Origin of the sequence: Brevundimonas sp. LF-1, assembly GCF_037055305.1 — a bacterium.
Taxonomy (GTDB): Bacteria; Pseudomonadota; Alphaproteobacteria; order Caulobacterales; family Caulobacteraceae; genus Brevundimonas; species Brevundimonas sanguinis.
This window is the reverse complement of record NZ_CP146349.1, coordinates 1,899,523-1,915,675: the sequence shown is the minus strand read 5'-3', so window position 1 is coordinate 1,915,675 and position 16,153 is coordinate 1,899,523. Positions and strand designations below refer to the sequence as shown.

The window sequence follows — 16,153 nt, the reverse complement described above, 5'->3', positions numbered from 1 at the left end:
GGTGGCGCCCGCGCCTTCCAGGCTGAAAGGCGGCTGGAAACGCTGGTTCGGCGCTCGCCTCACCGGTCGCCGCGCCCTGGTCGAATGGGTCGTCGTTGCGGCTTCATCCGCCCTGCTGATCAGTTGGCTGGCGCTGACGCCGGTCGCCGACGGGCCCGACCACCTAGTCTATGACGCCCTGATGCGGGCCAAGGCCGGGCCGGCTGACGAGACCATCGTCATCATCGCCATCGACGACCGCAGTCTGGAGGCCCTGGGCCAATGGCCCTGGCCGCGCGACCTGCACGCCCGCCTGATCGACCGCCTGACCGAGGCGGGCGCCGGGCCGGTCGCCTACGATGTCCTGTTCACCGAGCCCTCGTCGCAGGATGAGCCGCTGGCCGTCGCCTTGACCCGCAACGGCAAGGTCCAGCTCCCGGTCGTCGTGGATGCGCCGGGCCTGAACGGCTCCGCCTTTCGCGAAGACGCCCCCGCCGCCCGACTGGCCACGGCCGCAGCGGGAATGGGTCACGTTAATCTGACGGTCGACAACGACGGCGTCGTGCGCCGCCTCCCCTTTATCTCCAGTCGGGCGATCAGAGTTGGCCGCATCTGATCCTGCCTCTGGCCGCCACGAGAACCGCCATCCCGCCGCCGCCCGCGCCACAGGCCGATGACGCCCTCTATCCCGCCGCATCGGAGGCCGTGGTCTATCGCGGCCCGCCAGGCGCCTTCCGCACCCTGTCTTTCGTAGACGTTCTCAACGGCGAGACGCCCGCCGACTTTCTGAAAGACCGTATGGTGCTGGTCGGGGCCACCGCGCCGGGACTGGGCGACCGCTACGCCACTCCGGCCACGCCGCAGGGCGAGCTACGCCCCGGCGTCGAGGTGCAGGCCGCCCTGCTGCAAACCCTGCTGCAAGGCGGCGGCCCGCGCAGCCTTTCGCACGGGTGGGTGCTGGCCTTGTCCCTGCTGCCGCTCAGCCTGCTGATCGTCGGCTTTCTGATCCTGCGTCCGGCGGCCAATATGGCGCTGGGCGTCGGCCTGATCATCCTGACCCTGTTCGCCACATCGCTGGCCTTCCTGGCCGGCGGGCTGTGGTTCCCGCCCTCGGCGGCCGTGGCGGGTCTGGCTCTGGCCTATCCGCTGTGGAGCTGGCGTCGTCTGGCCGCCGCCTCGGCCTATATGCAAAGCGAGGTCGAGGCCTTCGAGCGCGACGGCGTGCGCCTGACGAGCCCGGCCCGAGGCGGCGACGTCGTGGCCCGTCAGGTCGACGCCCTGCGCGCCGCCGTGCGCCAAGTCCGCGACCTCGAACGCTTCATCTCCGACGCTCTGCGCAGCCTGCCCGACGCCACGGTGGTGGCCGACCCCTACGCCCGCATCATCCTGTCCAACGACCGGGCCGAGGCCCTGTTCGGCGACCAGTTGCAGGGGACTCCGACCTGCCCCTGCTGTTCCAGTCGCTGGGCGAGCCCGCCTGGCGCCGCTTCCTCGACCCGGACGGCGATCCCGGCGAGATCGCCACGCCCGACGGCCGTATCCTGAAGGCGGCGGCCTCGGTCCTGACCGACGCCGAGGGGCAGCCGGTCGGCCACATCGTGCGCTTCGCCGACATGACCCGTTTCCGCGCCGCCGAGCGCCAGCGCACCGAGGCGCTGCAACTGCTCAGCCACGACATGCGCGCGCCCCAGGTGTCGATCCTGACGCTGCTGGACGGCCCCACGCCGCGTCTGGACGCAGCGGTCCAGAAACGCATCGCTGATTACGCGCGTCAGACCCTCGACCTGGCTGAAGGCTATGTGCAGCTGGCCCGCGCCGAGAGCCAGCCCTATCGCTCAGAGCTCATGGACCTGGGTCAGGTGGCGATGGACGCCGCCGACATCCTGTGGCCCCAGGCGTCGAAGAAGGGCGTCCGCATCCTGACGCCCGACGGCGAAGAAGAGTTCCTGGTTCAGGGCGATCCCGCCCTGCTGCGTCGCCTGACCACCAATCTGCTGGACAACGCCCTGAAATACGGCCCCAGCGGCGGAACCATTCAGGTCAGCCTGAGCGGCGCCGAAGAAAACGGCCGCCCGGTCTGCGTCCTCAGCGTCAGCGATCAGGGGCCCGGTCTGTCCGAAGACGCCGCCCGGCGCCTGTTCCAGGCTTTCGGTCACGGCGGCGCCGACCACCGAGGCGCGGGCCTGGGCCTCGCCTTCGTCCGCACGGTCGCAGAGCGCCACGGGGGAAGCATCCGTCACCAGGCCGGATCGCCAGGCGCGACCTTCATCCTGACCTTGCCCCGGGTGATGGACCCCCAGGCCAGTCCGGTCAGCTAGTCAACTGCGCCCAGCTGGGACACAGCCGCATCCGCCAGCAGGCCCGGCGCCTCGTCGGCCTGACCTCGCCCCAGGACCGAAGTCGCCGACACGCGATAGGCCCCCGGCGCATCACCCGGCCCTGTCAGGATCAGGCTCAACGTATGAACCTGACGGCGGCGGCTCCAGAACTGCGGCAGGCGCGGCGCCTCGGTCCATTCGCCGTCTCGCGCATCGACATCGGTGAAGACGCCGGTCTTCTGAGGCCGCACGGCATAGGCCGTCTCGACCCGCCAGGCGGTCTTGTCGTCGACCTCGCGCCAGCCGCGCGCGGCCAGCGCCTGTCGTACCGCCACAGCCGCCGCGCGGTCGGTCTCGGTCGAAGCTTCCCCTCGAACAGGCGATAGGCGGTCACAGCATCGGGCACGGCGGCCGATCGTACGGTCTCGACACGCGGCGGCGAGGCGCATCCCGCCAGGACCGCCAGCGTGATCAAAGGAAGAGCCAGACGAGATATCATGATTGCGATACCTGCCCCGCCCGGACGCTCAAGTCCACAACCCACCAACGGGCCGAGACGGAAAAGCCGCTAGGCGCCGGAAGCGAGCGCCCCGCTGACGCCCAGCGTCCCGTCGGCGTTTTCGACAACGCCCAGTTCTTCGATCCGCGCCCCGCCTTCCTCGAGCGCCGCCAGCCAGCCGAAGGCCTGGGCCGTCGTGACCCGCTCCAGGCGAAAGCCGAGCCGCCCGCCTTCGGACATGCCTAGCGTCGGCTGCACGCCCGCCGTCAAGGCCGTCGACGCGACGAGCGCCTGCAGGTCAACCGCCTCAGTCGGTCGCGCGCCTCGTTGGGCCACAGCGGTCTGAACCTGCGCCATCTGCCGCTCAGCCGCGACGCGGGCGCGCGCCTGATCGGCCTTCCAGCCCTCCAGCGGACGCACCACGCCCAGCCACGCGATGACGCCCAGCACCACAACGCCCATGACCGCCAGCATCCGCCGTTCGCGTAATGACCGCCCGTCCCACCAGGCGCCGGTGGAAGAGAATAGGGCCTTCATCGGTCGCCTCCTATCGTCAGCGTGCTGATCATCCGTCCGCCCTCCTCAGCCGAGGTTTCGTCGACCACCGCCAGACCGGCCTCGGCCAGATCGGCGCGCACGGCGTCCAGATCATTAAAGGCCGCGTGGTTCATCGTGACCCGCAGCCCTTCGCCGCCCAAGGTCGCGTCATCCAGTTCGGCGCCCGGCACGCGCTCGACGGCGGCGAAAACGGCGGACATCGCGCGCGCAGTTCCGCCCGGCGGCGGCCCAGCGTCCAGACGGCGCAAGGCTTCGGCCGCCGCATCCTTCGTCGTCGCCAGTTCGGGATAGAGTTTCACCGCCCCGATCCTCGCCTCCGCTCCGGCGCCGTCCGCCGCCGCCCGATCACGCAGACCTTCCGCCGCCATCATGATCAGCGGCGAGATCAACAGGGCCGCCGCCAGACCCGCCGCAAGACGCCAGCCCTTCGCCGCCTGCCCGCGCTCGCGCCGATCATGGACCTGCAACAGATCGACCGGCACCGCCATCGCCCCCGCCGCCAGAGCCGCCTCCAGGGCCTCGCCTTCCACCCAGTCGAGCGCGCGCCCCGCCGCCATCGCCTCCACCAGATCAGGCTGAACCGTCACGGCGAAGGTCGGACCGCGCAAAGCCACGTCCGCGCCCATCTGCGCAGCGGTCCACGTCTCAGCCTCCAGCGGCGCGGGCAGGCAAAGATTGTCCGGCACGACGGCGTCAGGCCGGATGTCGAAGGTCTCCATCCAGCGCAGCCAGGCCTGCAGCAGCTTGGACGACACCGCCGCCGTCAGGCGCAGGCCGCCGTCGGCAGGCGCCGCGCTCAGGGCCACGTCCAGCCCGTCGACCTCGCCCGCCGCCTGATCGCGCAGCGCCCAGCGTGCGGCGGCTCTGGCCTGGGCCATATTGCCCTGCGGCAGATCCAGCCAGCGCGTCATGACGTCGGCACCGGGCGCCACAGCGATTGTGCGGATCGACGGCGGGGCTTCGGCCTGATGCGGGTCCAGCTCGCCGCGCGCGACGACGCGGCCCTCGCGATCAACCAGTAGGAAACGCGCGGGCAAGGTCGCGTGGGTCGGGATGAACAGGATGCGGGCGTGGCTCATGTCCTGGGGCTCATTCTTCTGGCGTCCAGCGGCGGATGACGGTGCGCGCCGCGCCATCGGGCGCGACGTGGATCAGGGCGGTGCGGACGGCGCGGGCGTCGCCGTGCTCGATCTCGACCCTCAGGTCGAAATAGCGGGTGGCCAGGGTGATCTGACCTTTGGCTTCTTCATCGACGACCACGCCTGACAGGGCGGGCTGGGCCCAGAAGGCGTCGGGGCTGGACCAGCCCGCGGCCGGGCGCGCCGCGATCGCCGACTTGGCCGCATTCAGCCCCACCACGCCCCGGCTGATCGCGACCAGAAGCACGGCGTCCTGCGGCTCCAGCGTATTGGGGTTCAAGGGCGACAGCCGCGCCTCGGGCAAGGCGCACAGATGCGGCCTCAGACGCCGATAAAGTTCGTCGTCCACCCCCGTCACGGCGCGCAGTTCGCTAACCTCGGCCAGCATTACCCCGCCGGTGCGATAGGGCGTCGGGCGGCTGGCGTAGGTGGAATCTTCCGCCCCCTGCGGCGACACCTGGGCGTCGCCGTCCATCCAGTCGGTCAAGGCTGCCGCGACCGCCGCCATCCGCCCGCGCGGCACGCCCAGCGCCTCGCCGAGCGCGATGAACTGCGCCGCCCCTTCAGGCCTCGCGATCAGATCCTCGCCCTGGCCCAGCACCAGGCTGTTCAGGTTGAAGCAGGACTGGCCGTCGCGGATCACCGCCCGCCCCTCGCCGTCTTCCAGCGGCAGCGCGAACACGCGGCCGTTCCAGTGCGGCTGAAGCGACGTGCGCGCGGGATCGGCGCGGACCAGATCGGACAGTCGTCGTCGCGCCAGCGCCTCGGCCCCCGCCGCAAAGCCTTGCGCCTGCGCCTGACTCTCGGCGTTGGTCGTGCGGCGCACCGAAAAGCGCACATCGTCCAGCAGCACCACGCACAGCGCCGCCATCACCGCCACCAGCAACAGGACGGTCAGCAGGGCCATGCCCCGGCGATCGCGCGCGCCCCGCTTCATGCGGCGGCGACCAGAAACAGCTGCTCGACCGGGCCGAAGCCGTCGAGCGTCAGCGTCACCCGCACCGCGTCCGGCAGGGGCCGGTCGCTGCTGGCGGAAAAGGCGGGCGCCTCGGAGCCGTTCTGGATGAAGGCGACGCGGGCGTCCTTCACCCCGCGATACAGCACCTGCGGCGGCCCGGCCCGCGCCCCATCCAGATAGGGGGCCACCCGGCGCTCCAGCCGATCCTCGACCAGCCGGTACTCGATCCGTTGCAGGGAGGCGCGCGGCGCTCCGTCCGGGTTGCTCCAGCCGCTGCGGGCCAACACCAGCAAAGGATCGCCCGGCAATGCGGGCCCATGATCGCCTGAGGCGCCGGACGCCCCGTCTGCCCGCGCACCCGTCGGCCCGTCGCCTGAGCCAGATCGGCGCGCAGCAGCGCCCGCGTGCGTTGCAGCGCCGCCACTCGGTCGGCGTTCGTCTTCACCGCGAACCGCGTCTCGATCGACTGCCCCAGCACCAGCGCGCCCGCCCCCGCCAGCAGGGCGAAGATCAATAGGGCGATCAGGACCTCAACCAGCGTAAATCCGGCGCGCGACTTCATGCGCCCGCCGCCCGGAACAGCACGCGCGCGGCGGCCTGTTCCTCATCGGCGAAGACGCGCACGTCGATGCGGCCGACGCCGGGCATATCCGTCGCGCTGACCACCCGCACCCATCGCCACTCGCGCCCGCCCAGCGACGCCTGACCAGCCGTACTGCCGCTGGGCAGGTCGCGCGCGATCATCGCCTCAGCGGCCACATTGTCGGCGACGATACCGCCCAGCGTCCGCGTCTCGACCCGCGCCGCCGAGCGCGTGCTCTCGCCCGACAGGTTCAGCAACGCCATCGCCGCCAGGCCGAACACGGCCAGCGCCACCAGACACTCGATCAGGGTGAAGCCGCCCCTAATAGCCCTCCCCTCGAGGGGGAGGGTTGGGTGGGGGGCAGGCAAGGCGATGGCCGTCCAGGCGCGGAGACGCCGCGCCTCCTGCGCCCTTTCCCGCAAGGTCGCGGCCACACCCCCATCCCCGCCCCTTCCCCCTCGAGGGGGAAGGGAGCAGACGCGCTATTCATGGATCGTCACCTCGCCCGCCCCGTCGATGGCGACGGTGACGGCCTTGCCCTCGCGCTCCAGCCGTACGCTGGCGGCGTCGGCGCCGCCGGTAGGGTCGAACACCGCGCGGGCGGGCGCGCCGACGGCTGCCCCCTCGCCCCACGCCTTGGGCGCCAGCACGCCGGTCAAAGGCGTCCAGACGGCGCCGTCGAAGCTCTCAAAGCCATAGCCGGCGGCATCGGCGCGCAGGGCCACCGGGCGGTTGGTCATCACCGCCTCCTCCCGCGCCAGCGTCAGGCGCGCGGCGAACCGCTCCGCCTCGACCGCCAGCGTCGGGCGCGGGTCCGGCATGGACAGCACCACCGCACCCGCCGCCACGCCGATGATGGCGATCACGACCATTAACTCGACAAGGGTAAACCCTTGTCGTGCGCTACCGCTCGCCGCGCGGCGGCTCGCTTCTTCAGCGCGTTTGTGCGCTTCCACGGTAGCCGGACGAGCCGACCGAGCGCGCGCCTTAGCCCTGCCAGTTGCCGATGTCGGCGTCATTTCCCTCGCCCCCTTCCTGGCCGTCGGCGCCGAAGGACCAGATATCGAACTGGCCGCCATGGGCGCTTCGGCGGCGGTACTGGTAGGGGTTGCCCCACGGGTCTTCGGGCAGGCGGCGGACATAGCCGCCCTGGCGATAGCGTTCCGGCCGCGCCAGATCGGCGGGCGGCGCCGCCAGGGCCTTCAGCCCCTGCTCGTCCGTGGGGAAGGTCAGGTTGTCGAGGCGATAGGTCTCCACCGCCTGCTCCAGCACCGAGATATCGGCCCGCGCCTTGCCGACCATGGCCTTGTCCTGACTGGGCAGGACGTTGATCGCCACCACCGTGGCCAACAGGCCGATGATGACGATGACGACCATCAGCTCGACCAGGGTGAAGCCTTGGCGTTTCTGGCGCTTGTCCTGAATATCTTCACTGCGCATGGAAGGTCTCCTCACCCCAAAGCCAGGGTGTTGATCTGAAGGATGGGAAGCAGGATCGACAGCACGATCACGGCGACGATCCCGCCCATGACCACGATGATCGCCGGCTCCAGCAGGCTGAGCATCACAGCGGTGAAGTTGGAGAACTCGCGCTCCAGATAGTCGGCCGCGCGCTCCAGCATGGGCTCCAGCCGGCCGCTGCTTTCGCCGGACGCGGTCATGTAGACGAGGATGGGCGGAAACACCTCGGCGCGGCGCATGGCGGCCGACAGGCCGCCGCCCTCGCGGACGGCCTCGGCCATCTGTTCGGTGGCGCGGCGCAGGGCGCGGTTGGAGACGGTGCGGGCGGTGATGGTCAGCCCCTCCAGCACCGGCAGGCCCGCCGCGATCATGGTCGACAGGGTGCGGGCCATGCGCGCCCCGTGCAGGTCGCGCGTCAGCCGCCCGACCAGCGGCAATCTCAGCACCCAGGCGTCCAGCTTCAGCCGCACCGCCTCGCGCCGCCGCGCGATCAGCCCCGCCGCGACCACGGCGGCGAGGACCAGCGCCATCAGCCAGCCCCAGTCGCGCATCAGGTCCGACAGGCCGATGACAAGCCGCGTCAGCAGCGGCAGGGTCTGGCCCATGCTGTCGAACTGATCGACCACCTTGGGCACGATATAGGTCATCATGGCGACGATGACGCCCAGCGCCACCACCGCCAGCACGCACGGATAGACCAGCGCCGTCAGCACCTTGCCGCGCACGACCTCGTCCCGCTCCAGCCCGTCAGCGAGACGCTCAAGGATGGGCTGGAGCGCGCCCGACTGCTCGCCCGCCGCCGTCATGGCGCGATACAGCGGCGGAAAGGCCGCGCCCTGCTGGCCCATGGCGTCGGACAGGCGGCGCCCCTCGATCACCCCGGCGTGGACGCCTTCCAGCACGCGGCGGACGTTGGGCCGGTCCGCCTGAAGCATCAGGTTGCGCAGCGCCTCTTCCAGCGGAGAGACCGAGATCAGCGTCGCCAACTGCCGCGTGGTCAGCGCCAACGCCTTGGGCGACAGCCGCCCGGCCCTGCCCGCCTTCGCGGAGGCAACGACCACACCCGAACGGCCGGGCGTCAGCTGCAACGGCGCCAGCTGACGCTTCGCCAGCGCCTTGCGCGCGGCGGCCTCGTCGGCGGCGGTCACGGAGCCGCTGACTGTCCGCCCGGCCGCGTCGGCCGCGATGTAATCGAAAGCCGCCATCAGGCCGCGACCTCTTCGGCGGCGGTTTCCTGACGCGCCACGCGCAGGGCTTCCTCGACCGAGGTGACGCCGTCCAGCACCAGCGCCCGCGCCCGGTCGGCCAGCGTCCCGCCGCGCGCGAAGGCGGCGTCGAACACCGCATCCTCATCCGCGCCCGAGGCGATCAGGCGGCGCACCTTATCGTCCACTGCCAGCGTTTCATAAAGGCCGATGCGCCCGACATAGCCGGTCGAGCCGCAGTCGGCACAGCCATGCGGCCGCCAGACGCGCGCGCCTTCCTCGGCGCCGATCAGGCGCGCCGTCGCCCTGTCCGCCGTCTCCTCGATCCGGCAGTGCGGGCACAGGCGCCGCACCAGCCGTTGCGCCACCACCAGCCGCAGGGTCGAAGCCAGCAGGAAGGGTTCGACCCCCATGTCGCGCAGCCGCGTCACCGCCCCGGCCGCGTCATTGGTGTGGACCGTCGACAGCACCAGATGGCCCGTCAGCGACGCCTGAACAGCAATGGCCGCCGTCTCCGTGTCGCGGATCTCGCCGACCATGACCACGTCCGGGTCCTGGCGCAGGATGGCGCGCAGACCGGCGGCGAAGGTCATGCCGACCTTGGGATTCACCTGCGTCTGGCCGACGCCCTCCATGGCGTATTCGACCGGATCTTCGACCGTCAGGATGTTGCGCGAGCCGTCGTTCAGCAGCGACAGCCCGGCATAGAGGCTGGTCGTCTTGCCCGAGCCGGTCGGCCCGGTGACAAGGATGATGCCGTTCGGCTCGGCCAGGGCATGACGGAAGGCCTCCAGCGCCGCCGGGTCCATACCCAGCCGATCCAGCGTCAGCCCGGCCTGATCCTTGTCCAGAATCCGCAGCACCACCCGCTCGCCCGCCCGCGACGGCAGGGTCGAGACGCGCACGTCCAGCGACTTGCCGCCCAGCGTCAGGGGGATGCGCCCGTCCTGCGGCTTGCGCTTCTCGGCGATGTCGAGCCGCGCCATGACCTTGATGCGCGACACCAGCAGCGGCGCCACGCGCGGGTTCAGGCTCAGCGCCTCGCGCAGCACCCCGTCCACCCGCATCCGCACCAGCAGGCGCGTCTCATAGCTTTCCAGATGCACGTCCGAGGCGCCGATGCGGGCGGCCTCGGCGATGACGCCGTTGATCAGGCGGATGACCGGCGCGTCGTCCGTCGCGTCCAGCAGGTCGGCCGCCGCCGGAATGTCATCCACCAGACTGTCCAGCCCGACCGGCAGGGACATGTCGTCGCCGTCGGCCGCCGTCAGCTGTTCGCCCGCATAGACTTCCGACAGCTTGCGGTCGAAGGCGGCGGCGCTGAGAGGCGTCGCCTCCAGCGGGCGGCCCAGCGCGCGGCGCGCCTCGACCAGCGCCAGAGGGTCAGCGCCTTCGCGCACCCCGACCGCCATCACTTCGCCCGCCGCCAGCAGCAGGACGCCGTGGGTCTTGGCGAAGCCGTAGGGCAGACGCGGATCGACGACGGTGATCACCGGGCGGCTCCCGCTGCCGGCGGCAAGGGACGCGCCGCGACCGGCGCGACAGGGGCGATGACCAACGGCTCCCCCGCTGCCGGAGCCGCAGGCGGCTGCGCCTGCATATAGTCGCGCAGCAGGGCGTCGAGGCTCGGCTCACGATCGGGGTGAACCCGCTGCTGCTCGCCACGCATATAGCCCCAGCGATCCGCCGCCAGCCCCTGCGCATCCGCCGTGTTGCGCAGGATGGTCGGACGCAGGAAGACCATCAGATTGGTCCGTCCCCGCTCGCGGCTGGTCGAGCGGAACAGGACGCCGACGCCCGGAATGTCGCCCAGCCCCGGCACCTTGCTGGTCTCCAGCCGGTCGTTCTGATCCAGCAGGCCGCCCGCCACGGCGATGTCGCCGTCATCGACGACCAGCGTCGTCTCCAGCTCGCGCTTGTCCAGGATCAGGTCGTTGGCGCCGCTGGTCAGCAGACCGTTGATGCTCGACACCTCCTGCCGCAGCGTCAGGGTGATGGAGCCGCCGGCGTTGATCTGGGGCCGCACCGTCAGGCGCACGCCGATGTCCTTGCGCTCGGTCGTGGTGAAGGGGTTGGAGTTGCCGTCCAGAATGGCCCGGCCGGTGGTGATCGGCACCTCCTGCCCGACCAGGAAGGTCGCCTCTTCATTGTCCAGCGTCATGATCGACGGGGTCTGCAACAGGTTGGAGCCCGCGTCCGTCTTGGCCGCATTGATGATGAAGCCGAACAGGCCGTCGCCCCATTTGCCGCCCGCCCCGCCGACAAAGCCGTTGGCGCCCAGCAGGCTGTTCAGCGCCAGGTTCTGCAGCCGTTCGCGCAGGGGATCGTCCCTGTCGAGCTGGCCCGCCGCCGCCCCGCCCGCGATGGGGACCAGCGGCGCCGCGCGGTCGGAATAGTTGGTCAGGCCGACACCGTTTTCGCCCGCCATCAGCCACTGGACGCCCAGATCGCGCACGGCCTTGTCGCTCAGTTCGACGACGATGGCCTCGATCAGCACCTGCTGGCGGCGCACGTCCAGTTGGCGGATCACCTCCGTCAGGGTGCGTTGCAGGTCCGCCGGGCCGGAGATGACCAGGGCGTTGGCGCCGGGGAAACGGGCGATCGTGGCGCGCTGGCCGGTGGCGGTCACGGTGGTCGAGCCGATCGGGCCGCTGTCGCCCTCGCCCGTCGTGGTCAGGCCGCCCTGCCCCATGCCGCTGGTCGTCTGGTTCGCCCCGGCGCGGGCGGTGCGCAGGCGCGGGGTCGAGGTCGCCGCAGCATCCGCAGGCTGGCCGACGATCTGTTGCAGGACGGGCAGAAGCTGCTCGGCGTCGGCGTGCTCCAGGAAGACGACATTGACGTCCTGGCTGGCCCGCGCCCGGCCGTCCAGGTCAGCGATCAGGCCGCGCACCCGCGCCAGCGCCTGACCGTCGCCGCGCAGCACCAGCGCATTGGAGCTTTCGACCGGGGTGATCGTCACCAGGCCCGGCCCGCCGGGGCCGCCCGTCACCTGTTGCAGCACGCCCGCAATCTCGCGCGCCGAGGCGTTCTCCAGCGCCACCACCTCATAAGCGGAACGGTCCACGTCGATGCGGCCGACCAGCGCCCGGATGCGCGACAGGTTGTCGGCGAAGTCCGCCACGACCACGCTGTTGGCGCCGGGGTTGGTCAGCACCTGCCCCTGCGCTCCGACCAGAGGCCGGATCGTCTCGGCGGCCGAGGCGGCGTCGATGTGGCGAAGGGTGAAGACCTCGGTCGAGAACCGCTCGGCGCCGACGGTAGCCGGACCCTGCGCCGCACCCTGCGCCGGACTGATGCGATAGGCCTGACGACGTCGGCGTCACCACCAGACCATTGGCCCGCAGCGTCGACAGGAAGACCTCGAACAACTGGGCGCGGGTCAGGGGGCGTGGGCTGGACACCGTCACCGTGCCTGTGACCGCCGGATCGACGATGAAGGTGCGCCCTGTCGTGCGCGCCACATCCTGCACGAAGGCGCGGATGTCGGCGTTCTGGACGTTCAGCGTCTGACGCGCCTCTTGGGCCATCGCCGGCGCAGCGGCCAGCGGCTGGACCGCCAGAACAGCGGCCAGAACGCCGGTAAGAATACTGCGGTTACGGGCCTTCATGGGCGCGTCCTTACGGTGGTGGAGCGGACCTGACCGTCGCGCTCGAACTGGATCTGGGCCGAGGGGACGTCGGCCAGTTGGCCGCGCAGGGCGGCCAGCGCCTGCGGGCTGTTCAGGGCCGTGCCGTTGACAGACAGGATGACGTCGCCTGAGCGCAGGCCGGCGTTGCGCAACTCGCCCCCGTCGCCCGAGGCGGAGACGGTCAGGCCGTTGACGCCGAGGCCTTTGATGCGCGGACGCAGGCCCGCCTGGGCGATCAGGCGCTGGGGATCGACCACCGCGCCCTCGGCCGAAGCCGGTTCGGGCGAAGGCGCAGCCGGTTGCGTCGCAGCCTCGGGCGCTGCCGCGCCGGACGCCATGTCAGGAAAGTCGAGACGGAACGGCGCGCCGCCGCGCGACAGCATGACGTGGTCGGGCGCGACGGCGTTCAGGGTGAGTCCCGGCTCCAGCTCCTCGCCCGCGCCGACCGAAACCTGGCGGCCATCGGCCAGGCCGATGATGGCCGAGCCGCCGCCCGCACCATCCGCGCGCACCCCGAACAGGGTCAGCCCCCCGCCATCCGATGGCGTGGCCTCGGCCCCGCCCCCGCCGTTTCGGAAGAAGGCGTCGAAGCGCGACAGTACGCCCAGATCGACGTCCGGCAAGGGCCGCGCCTGCGGCGCTTCCGGGCTCGGCGCGGCAAACAGCCAGATCAGCCGCCCGCCCTGCACCAGAAGAAGAAGGATCAGCGCCGCCTCGACCACGCGCCGCAGAGGCGGACGGCGAAGGGACAGGCCGCCCTTGCCCAAAGAAACGGCGCTCAATTTGCGAAGGCCAGCGAGCAAGGAAAACATCCCCAACGGCCTCTCGCGGCCGCCTCGCCTCCCTAGGCGGATGCTCCGTACCCGGCTCGCTCCGAACCATGACAGCGTCGAGAAGTTGTCACGACATATGACGCGTGTTCGGATGAAATGACGCGCAACCGTCACCCGCCGCTCCCACCCTAGAGAGGCAATAAAAAAGCCGGGAGACCGCTGAGGGCCTCCCGGCTCAAATGTCAGACGCGATCCGCGCCTAGAAACGCGAGGTCAGGCTGACCGAGGCGCTCTGGCCCAGGTCATACTGGTTGATGCGGATCCGGTTGCCCTGCTCCTGATACTCCTCGAACTCCGTGCCGAGCAGGTTGCGCAGCTCCAGGGCGAAGCCCAGGTCGCGGCCCTTCACGGTGAAGTCCTTGCGATAGACGAAATCGAGGAAGGCGCCCGGCTCCTGCAGATAATCCGGCTCGCGCGCCGTGCCGACGCCAGCGCCGCGCGCGGTGATCCGCTCCGAGACGTAGTTCAGGATGAAGGTCGCCTGCGAGCGGGCCGTGTCGTCTTCCCATCCCAGTTGCAGGTTGGCGACGTGCTCGGACTGGCCTTGCAGACGGCTGCCGTCCTGGATGAAGAAGGCCGCCTGTTCGGGACGTCCGCCGCCGCCCAGGGTGATGACGGTGTCGCCCTCGCCCACCGAGACGTCAGAGTCCGACCAGGTGTAGTTGGCCTGCACCAGCCAGCGCTTGTTGGAGATGAAGGAGGGCTGGTCGGCGAACTCGAAGTATTTCTTCACCTCGGCCTCGACGCCCATGACCGTGGCTTCCGGCGCGTTCAGGAAGGTCTGCTGGCGCTGGTTGCCGACGTCGACGATCACCGCCTCGACCGGCTTGTCCAGCTTCTTGTAGAAGACGCCCGCCGTCACGAACTGCTGGCGGCCGAAATACCATTCCCAGCGCGCGTCCAGGTTCAGGATTTCGGTGTCGGTCAGATACGGGTTGCCGATGAAGACGCGGTCGCTTTCCGGGTCCGTATAGGCCTGGGGCGCCAGCTCGCGGAACTGCGGACGGCCGATGGTCTTGGACGCGCCGAAGCGCAGCTGCTGGTCCTCGGTGAAGTTCCACGTCGCCGTGAACGACGGCAGCCAGTACTGCTCCTCGATCTCCGTCGCCTCATAGGACGTCGTGCCGCCGAACAGGTCGCGCGGGGTCACGCTCTGTCGGCCGTCCTCAAAGCGGACGCCGAAGGTGGTGCGCACGGTCGGCACGAACTCGGCGGCGACCATGGCGTAAACCGCGTTGACCTTCATGTCGGCGTCGTAGGCGTTGGCGCCGTTCGAGCCGGCGATCTCACGCAGCTGCAGGGTCCACGGATTGATGTTGAAGTCCGAGAACAGATAGTCGATGCGCGAGTGCCGCTGACTGTCGGTCAGGCCGTTGACGGCCTCGAACTGCAGGTCGTGACGCTCGGCCGAGCGGGTGTTGTCCAGGGTCGAGGCGCCGACGCTGATGGTCGCCTCGCGGCCCGCCGCCATCGGCAGCTTGTAGGCCAGGTCCACGCCGCCGGACCAGACTTCGTCGTCCAGTTCACTGAACGAAATCTGATTGCCCTGGACGTTGTGGATGAAGCGGTCCTGAGCGTCCACGCCGTACTGGAAGCGCGATTCATAAGGGGCGTCGCGCGACGTTGTGGCGTAGGCCGCGCGCCAGTCCAGCTTCCACGCGCCGTCGGCGCCGAAGTAGTGCTCGCCGGCCAGCTGGCTGGTGAACAGCTGACGCACGAACCACTCGGTGTAGTCGTTGCGGATCACGCTGCCGCCGGCGTCAAAGTCCGGCCCGGCCGAGGTGCGGGCGCGCTTGGTCGTGGTGCGAACGTAGAGGTTGGTCCACTTCACCTCATGGTCGTCGGTCGTCAGCGACAGACCGCCCAGCAGGTTCAGGCGCACGTCGTTCTGGTTCGACTCGACGTCGAAGGTCGACACCGGCACCAGGTCATCGCCCTGGAACTGGCCCTCTTCCTGGATCGCCTGACGGGTGCGCCAGGAGTTGTCGTAGCCGGCGACGGCGATGACGCCCAGGTCGCCGATCTCGGTCGGCGTGCGGAAGCCGCCCGCCAGTTCCAGGCTGCCGTCGACGGGCGTCTGCTGACGCTGCATCAGGCGCAGGGGCGCATTGACCAGCGAGCGGCCCATCGCCTGCACTTCAGAGGCCGAGAAGTTGGCCAGGTTGATCTGCTTGCCCGTGCGGAAAGCCATGTCGATGGCGCCGGGGACCTTGCGGGTGTCATCGTCGAAGCCGGTCCAGTCGGAATCCGAGCCGTAGTAGACGAGGTTGTCGCGCGCGGTGGTCTCAGTGTTGCCGCCGACGCCGACCTTGAAGGTCAGGAAGGGTTCGGCAGGGGCGTCCACGGTGCGCAGGTCGATGACCCCGCCGCCGAACTCGCCGGGATAGTTGGGGGAATAGGACTTCTGAACCGTCACGCCCGCCAGGATGCTGGAGGGGAACAGGTCCAGCGGCACAACGCGCTGCAGCGGCTCGGGGCTGGGCAGCGGCGAACCGTTCAGCAGGGCCGAGGAATAGCGCTCTCCGAGGCCGCGCACATAGACGAAGCGGCCATCGACGATCGACAGGCCGGTCACGCGGGTCAGGGCGGCCGCGGCGGTGGAATCGCCGGTGCGTTGCAGGTCCTCAGAGGTCAGGAAAGCAGCCACTTCGGCGCTCTGGCGATTCTCCTGCGGGATGTTGCGGCCCAGGACGACGATGTCGCCCAATTGCGTGGCCGGGGTTTGCGACACCTGATCCGGGCTCTCCGGATCGGTGGGCAGTTCGGCGCTCAACGCCACGGCGGCGGCGGGGGCGGCCGTCTGTGCGACAGCCTGGGCGAGCGCGAGGCTGGGCGCGCCGAATACGGCGACGAGGGCGCTGCTGGCCAGCAGCACCCCGTTACGGGTCAGGGTCTTGTTCTTCATGTTCGGCTGCCTTGCGAAGGTCGAGAGAGGCTGGACGCTCAATGGGTCGGCGGCGGCCCTTTCGGACCGCCGCCTCGCCAGAGGGT

General features: G+C 70.3%; 15 protein-coding genes and 3 pseudogenes. 3 read left to right on the top strand and 15 right to left on the bottom strand.

From position 1 onward, the window contains the following. Position 1 precedes the first annotated feature (1 nt). The 3 genes and pseudogenes from V8F63_RS10625 to V8F63_RS10615 all read left to right on the top strand — a co-directional run bounded on the left by V8F63_RS10625 (position 2) and on the right by V8F63_RS10615 (position 2,297). Positions 2 to 595 carry a CHASE2 domain-containing protein gene (locus tag V8F63_RS10625; RefSeq protein ID WP_392353111.1) on the top strand — a complete coding sequence of 198 codons (594 nt, stop codon included), beginning with the start codon at positions 2 to 4 and terminating at the stop codon, positions 593 to 595. Then, positions 580 to 1,524 (top strand): annotated as a pseudogene (locus V8F63_RS10620) (CHASE2 domain-containing protein); the annotation flags it as partial. The gene V8F63_RS10625 and the pseudogene V8F63_RS10620, both read left to right, overlap by 16 nt. A gap of 53 nt (positions 1,525 to 1,577) precedes the next feature. Beyond that, on the top strand, positions 1,578 to 2,297 hold the full coding sequence (locus V8F63_RS10615; RefSeq protein ID WP_392353110.1) for a HAMP domain-containing sensor histidine kinase: 720 nt from the start codon (positions 1,578 to 1,580) through the stop codon (positions 2,295 to 2,297). On the opposite strand, the gene V8F63_RS10610 is transcribed toward V8F63_RS10615, so the two are convergent. From V8F63_RS10610 to V8F63_RS10540, 15 genes and pseudogenes are all read right to left on the bottom strand, one after another. Further along, the gene (locus V8F63_RS10610) at positions 2,294 to 2,632 is read right to left on the bottom strand and encodes a hypothetical protein (protein WP_392353109.1); all 339 of its coding nucleotides are present in this window, start codon (positions 2,630 to 2,632) and stop codon (positions 2,294 to 2,296) included. The two genes, V8F63_RS10615 and V8F63_RS10610, sit on opposite strands and share 4 nt — an antisense overlap. Before the next feature lie 233 nt (positions 2,633 to 2,865). Next, positions 2,866 to 3,333, bottom strand: coding sequence for a type II secretion system protein GspM (gspM, locus tag V8F63_RS10605; protein ID WP_082891463.1), 468 nt, complete (start codon positions 3,331 to 3,333; stop codon positions 2,866 to 2,868). Further along, the gene (gene gspL, locus V8F63_RS10600) at positions 3,330 to 4,433 is read right to left on the bottom strand and encodes a type II secretion system protein GspL (protein ID WP_392353108.1); all 1,104 of its coding nucleotides are present in this window, start codon (positions 4,431 to 4,433) and stop codon (positions 3,330 to 3,332) included. Before gspL ends, gspM begins: the two co-directional genes overlap by 4 nt. Positions 4,434 to 4,443: 10 nt before the next feature. Next, positions 4,444 to 5,430, bottom strand: coding sequence for a type II secretion system minor pseudopilin GspK (gene gspK / locus V8F63_RS10595; protein ID WP_134580356.1), 987 nt, complete (start codon positions 5,428 to 5,430; stop codon positions 4,444 to 4,446). Further along, entirely contained in the window at positions 5,427 to 5,738 is a 312-nt protein-coding gene (locus V8F63_RS10590) for a type II secretion system protein GspJ (protein WP_392353107.1), read from the bottom strand. The genes gspK and V8F63_RS10590 overlap by 4 nt, the downstream gene beginning before the upstream one ends. Before the next feature lie 228 nt (positions 5,739 to 5,966). Next, a pseudogene (locus V8F63_RS10585) lies at positions 5,967 to 6,013 on the bottom strand (prepilin-type N-terminal cleavage/methylation domain-containing protein); the annotation flags it as partial. Continuing rightward, positions 6,010 to 6,327 carry a type II secretion system minor pseudopilin GspI gene (gspI, locus tag V8F63_RS10580; protein ID WP_392353106.1) on the bottom strand — a complete coding sequence of 106 codons (318 nt, stop codon included), beginning with the start codon at positions 6,325 to 6,327 and terminating at the stop codon, positions 6,010 to 6,012. The pseudogene V8F63_RS10585 and the gene gspI, both read right to left, overlap by 4 nt. Positions 6,328 to 6,516: 189 nt before the next feature. Continuing rightward, positions 6,517 to 6,906 carry a GspH/FimT family pseudopilin gene (locus V8F63_RS10575; RefSeq protein ID WP_392353105.1) on the bottom strand — a complete coding sequence of 130 codons (390 nt, stop codon included), beginning with the start codon at positions 6,904 to 6,906 and terminating at the stop codon, positions 6,517 to 6,519. A 115-nt stretch (positions 6,907 to 7,021) separates the two neighbouring features. Further along, positions 7,022 to 7,474: a type II secretion system major pseudopilin GspG gene (gene gspG, locus V8F63_RS10570; protein ID WP_392353104.1), complete on the bottom strand. Its 453-nt coding sequence runs from the start codon at positions 7,472 to 7,474 to the stop codon at positions 7,022 to 7,024. Between the two features lie 11 nt (positions 7,475 to 7,485). Next, positions 7,486 to 8,700: a type II secretion system inner membrane protein GspF gene (gspF, locus tag V8F63_RS10565; protein ID WP_392353103.1), complete on the bottom strand. Its 1,215-nt coding sequence runs from the start codon at positions 8,698 to 8,700 to the stop codon at positions 7,486 to 7,488. Continuing rightward, complete coding sequence (gene gspE / locus V8F63_RS10560) at positions 8,700 to 10,193, bottom strand: type II secretion system ATPase GspE (RefSeq protein ID WP_392353102.1); 1,494 nt, start codon at positions 10,191 to 10,193, stop codon at positions 8,700 to 8,702. Before gspE ends, gspF begins: the two co-directional genes overlap by 1 nt. Further along, positions 10,190 to 11,995 (bottom strand): type II secretion system secretin GspD, encoded by a 1,806-nt coding sequence (gene gspD / locus V8F63_RS10555; protein ID WP_392355076.1) that lies wholly within the window; start codon positions 11,993 to 11,995, stop codon positions 10,190 to 10,192. The genes gspE and gspD overlap by 4 nt, the downstream gene beginning before the upstream one ends. A gap of 64 nt (positions 11,996 to 12,059) precedes the next feature. Continuing rightward, a pseudogene (locus tag V8F63_RS10550) lies at positions 12,060 to 12,227 on the bottom strand (hypothetical protein); the annotation flags it as partial. Between the two features lie 77 nt (positions 12,228 to 12,304). Next, positions 12,305 to 13,111 (bottom strand): type II secretion system protein N, encoded by an 807-nt coding sequence (locus tag V8F63_RS10545; protein ID WP_392353101.1) that lies wholly within the window; start codon positions 13,109 to 13,111, stop codon positions 12,305 to 12,307. 250 nt (positions 13,112 to 13,361) lie between these two features. Next, entirely contained in the window at positions 13,362 to 16,067 is a 2,706-nt protein-coding gene (locus V8F63_RS10540) for a TonB-dependent receptor (protein WP_392353100.1), read from the bottom strand. Positions 16,068 to 16,153: the final 86 nt, after the last annotated feature.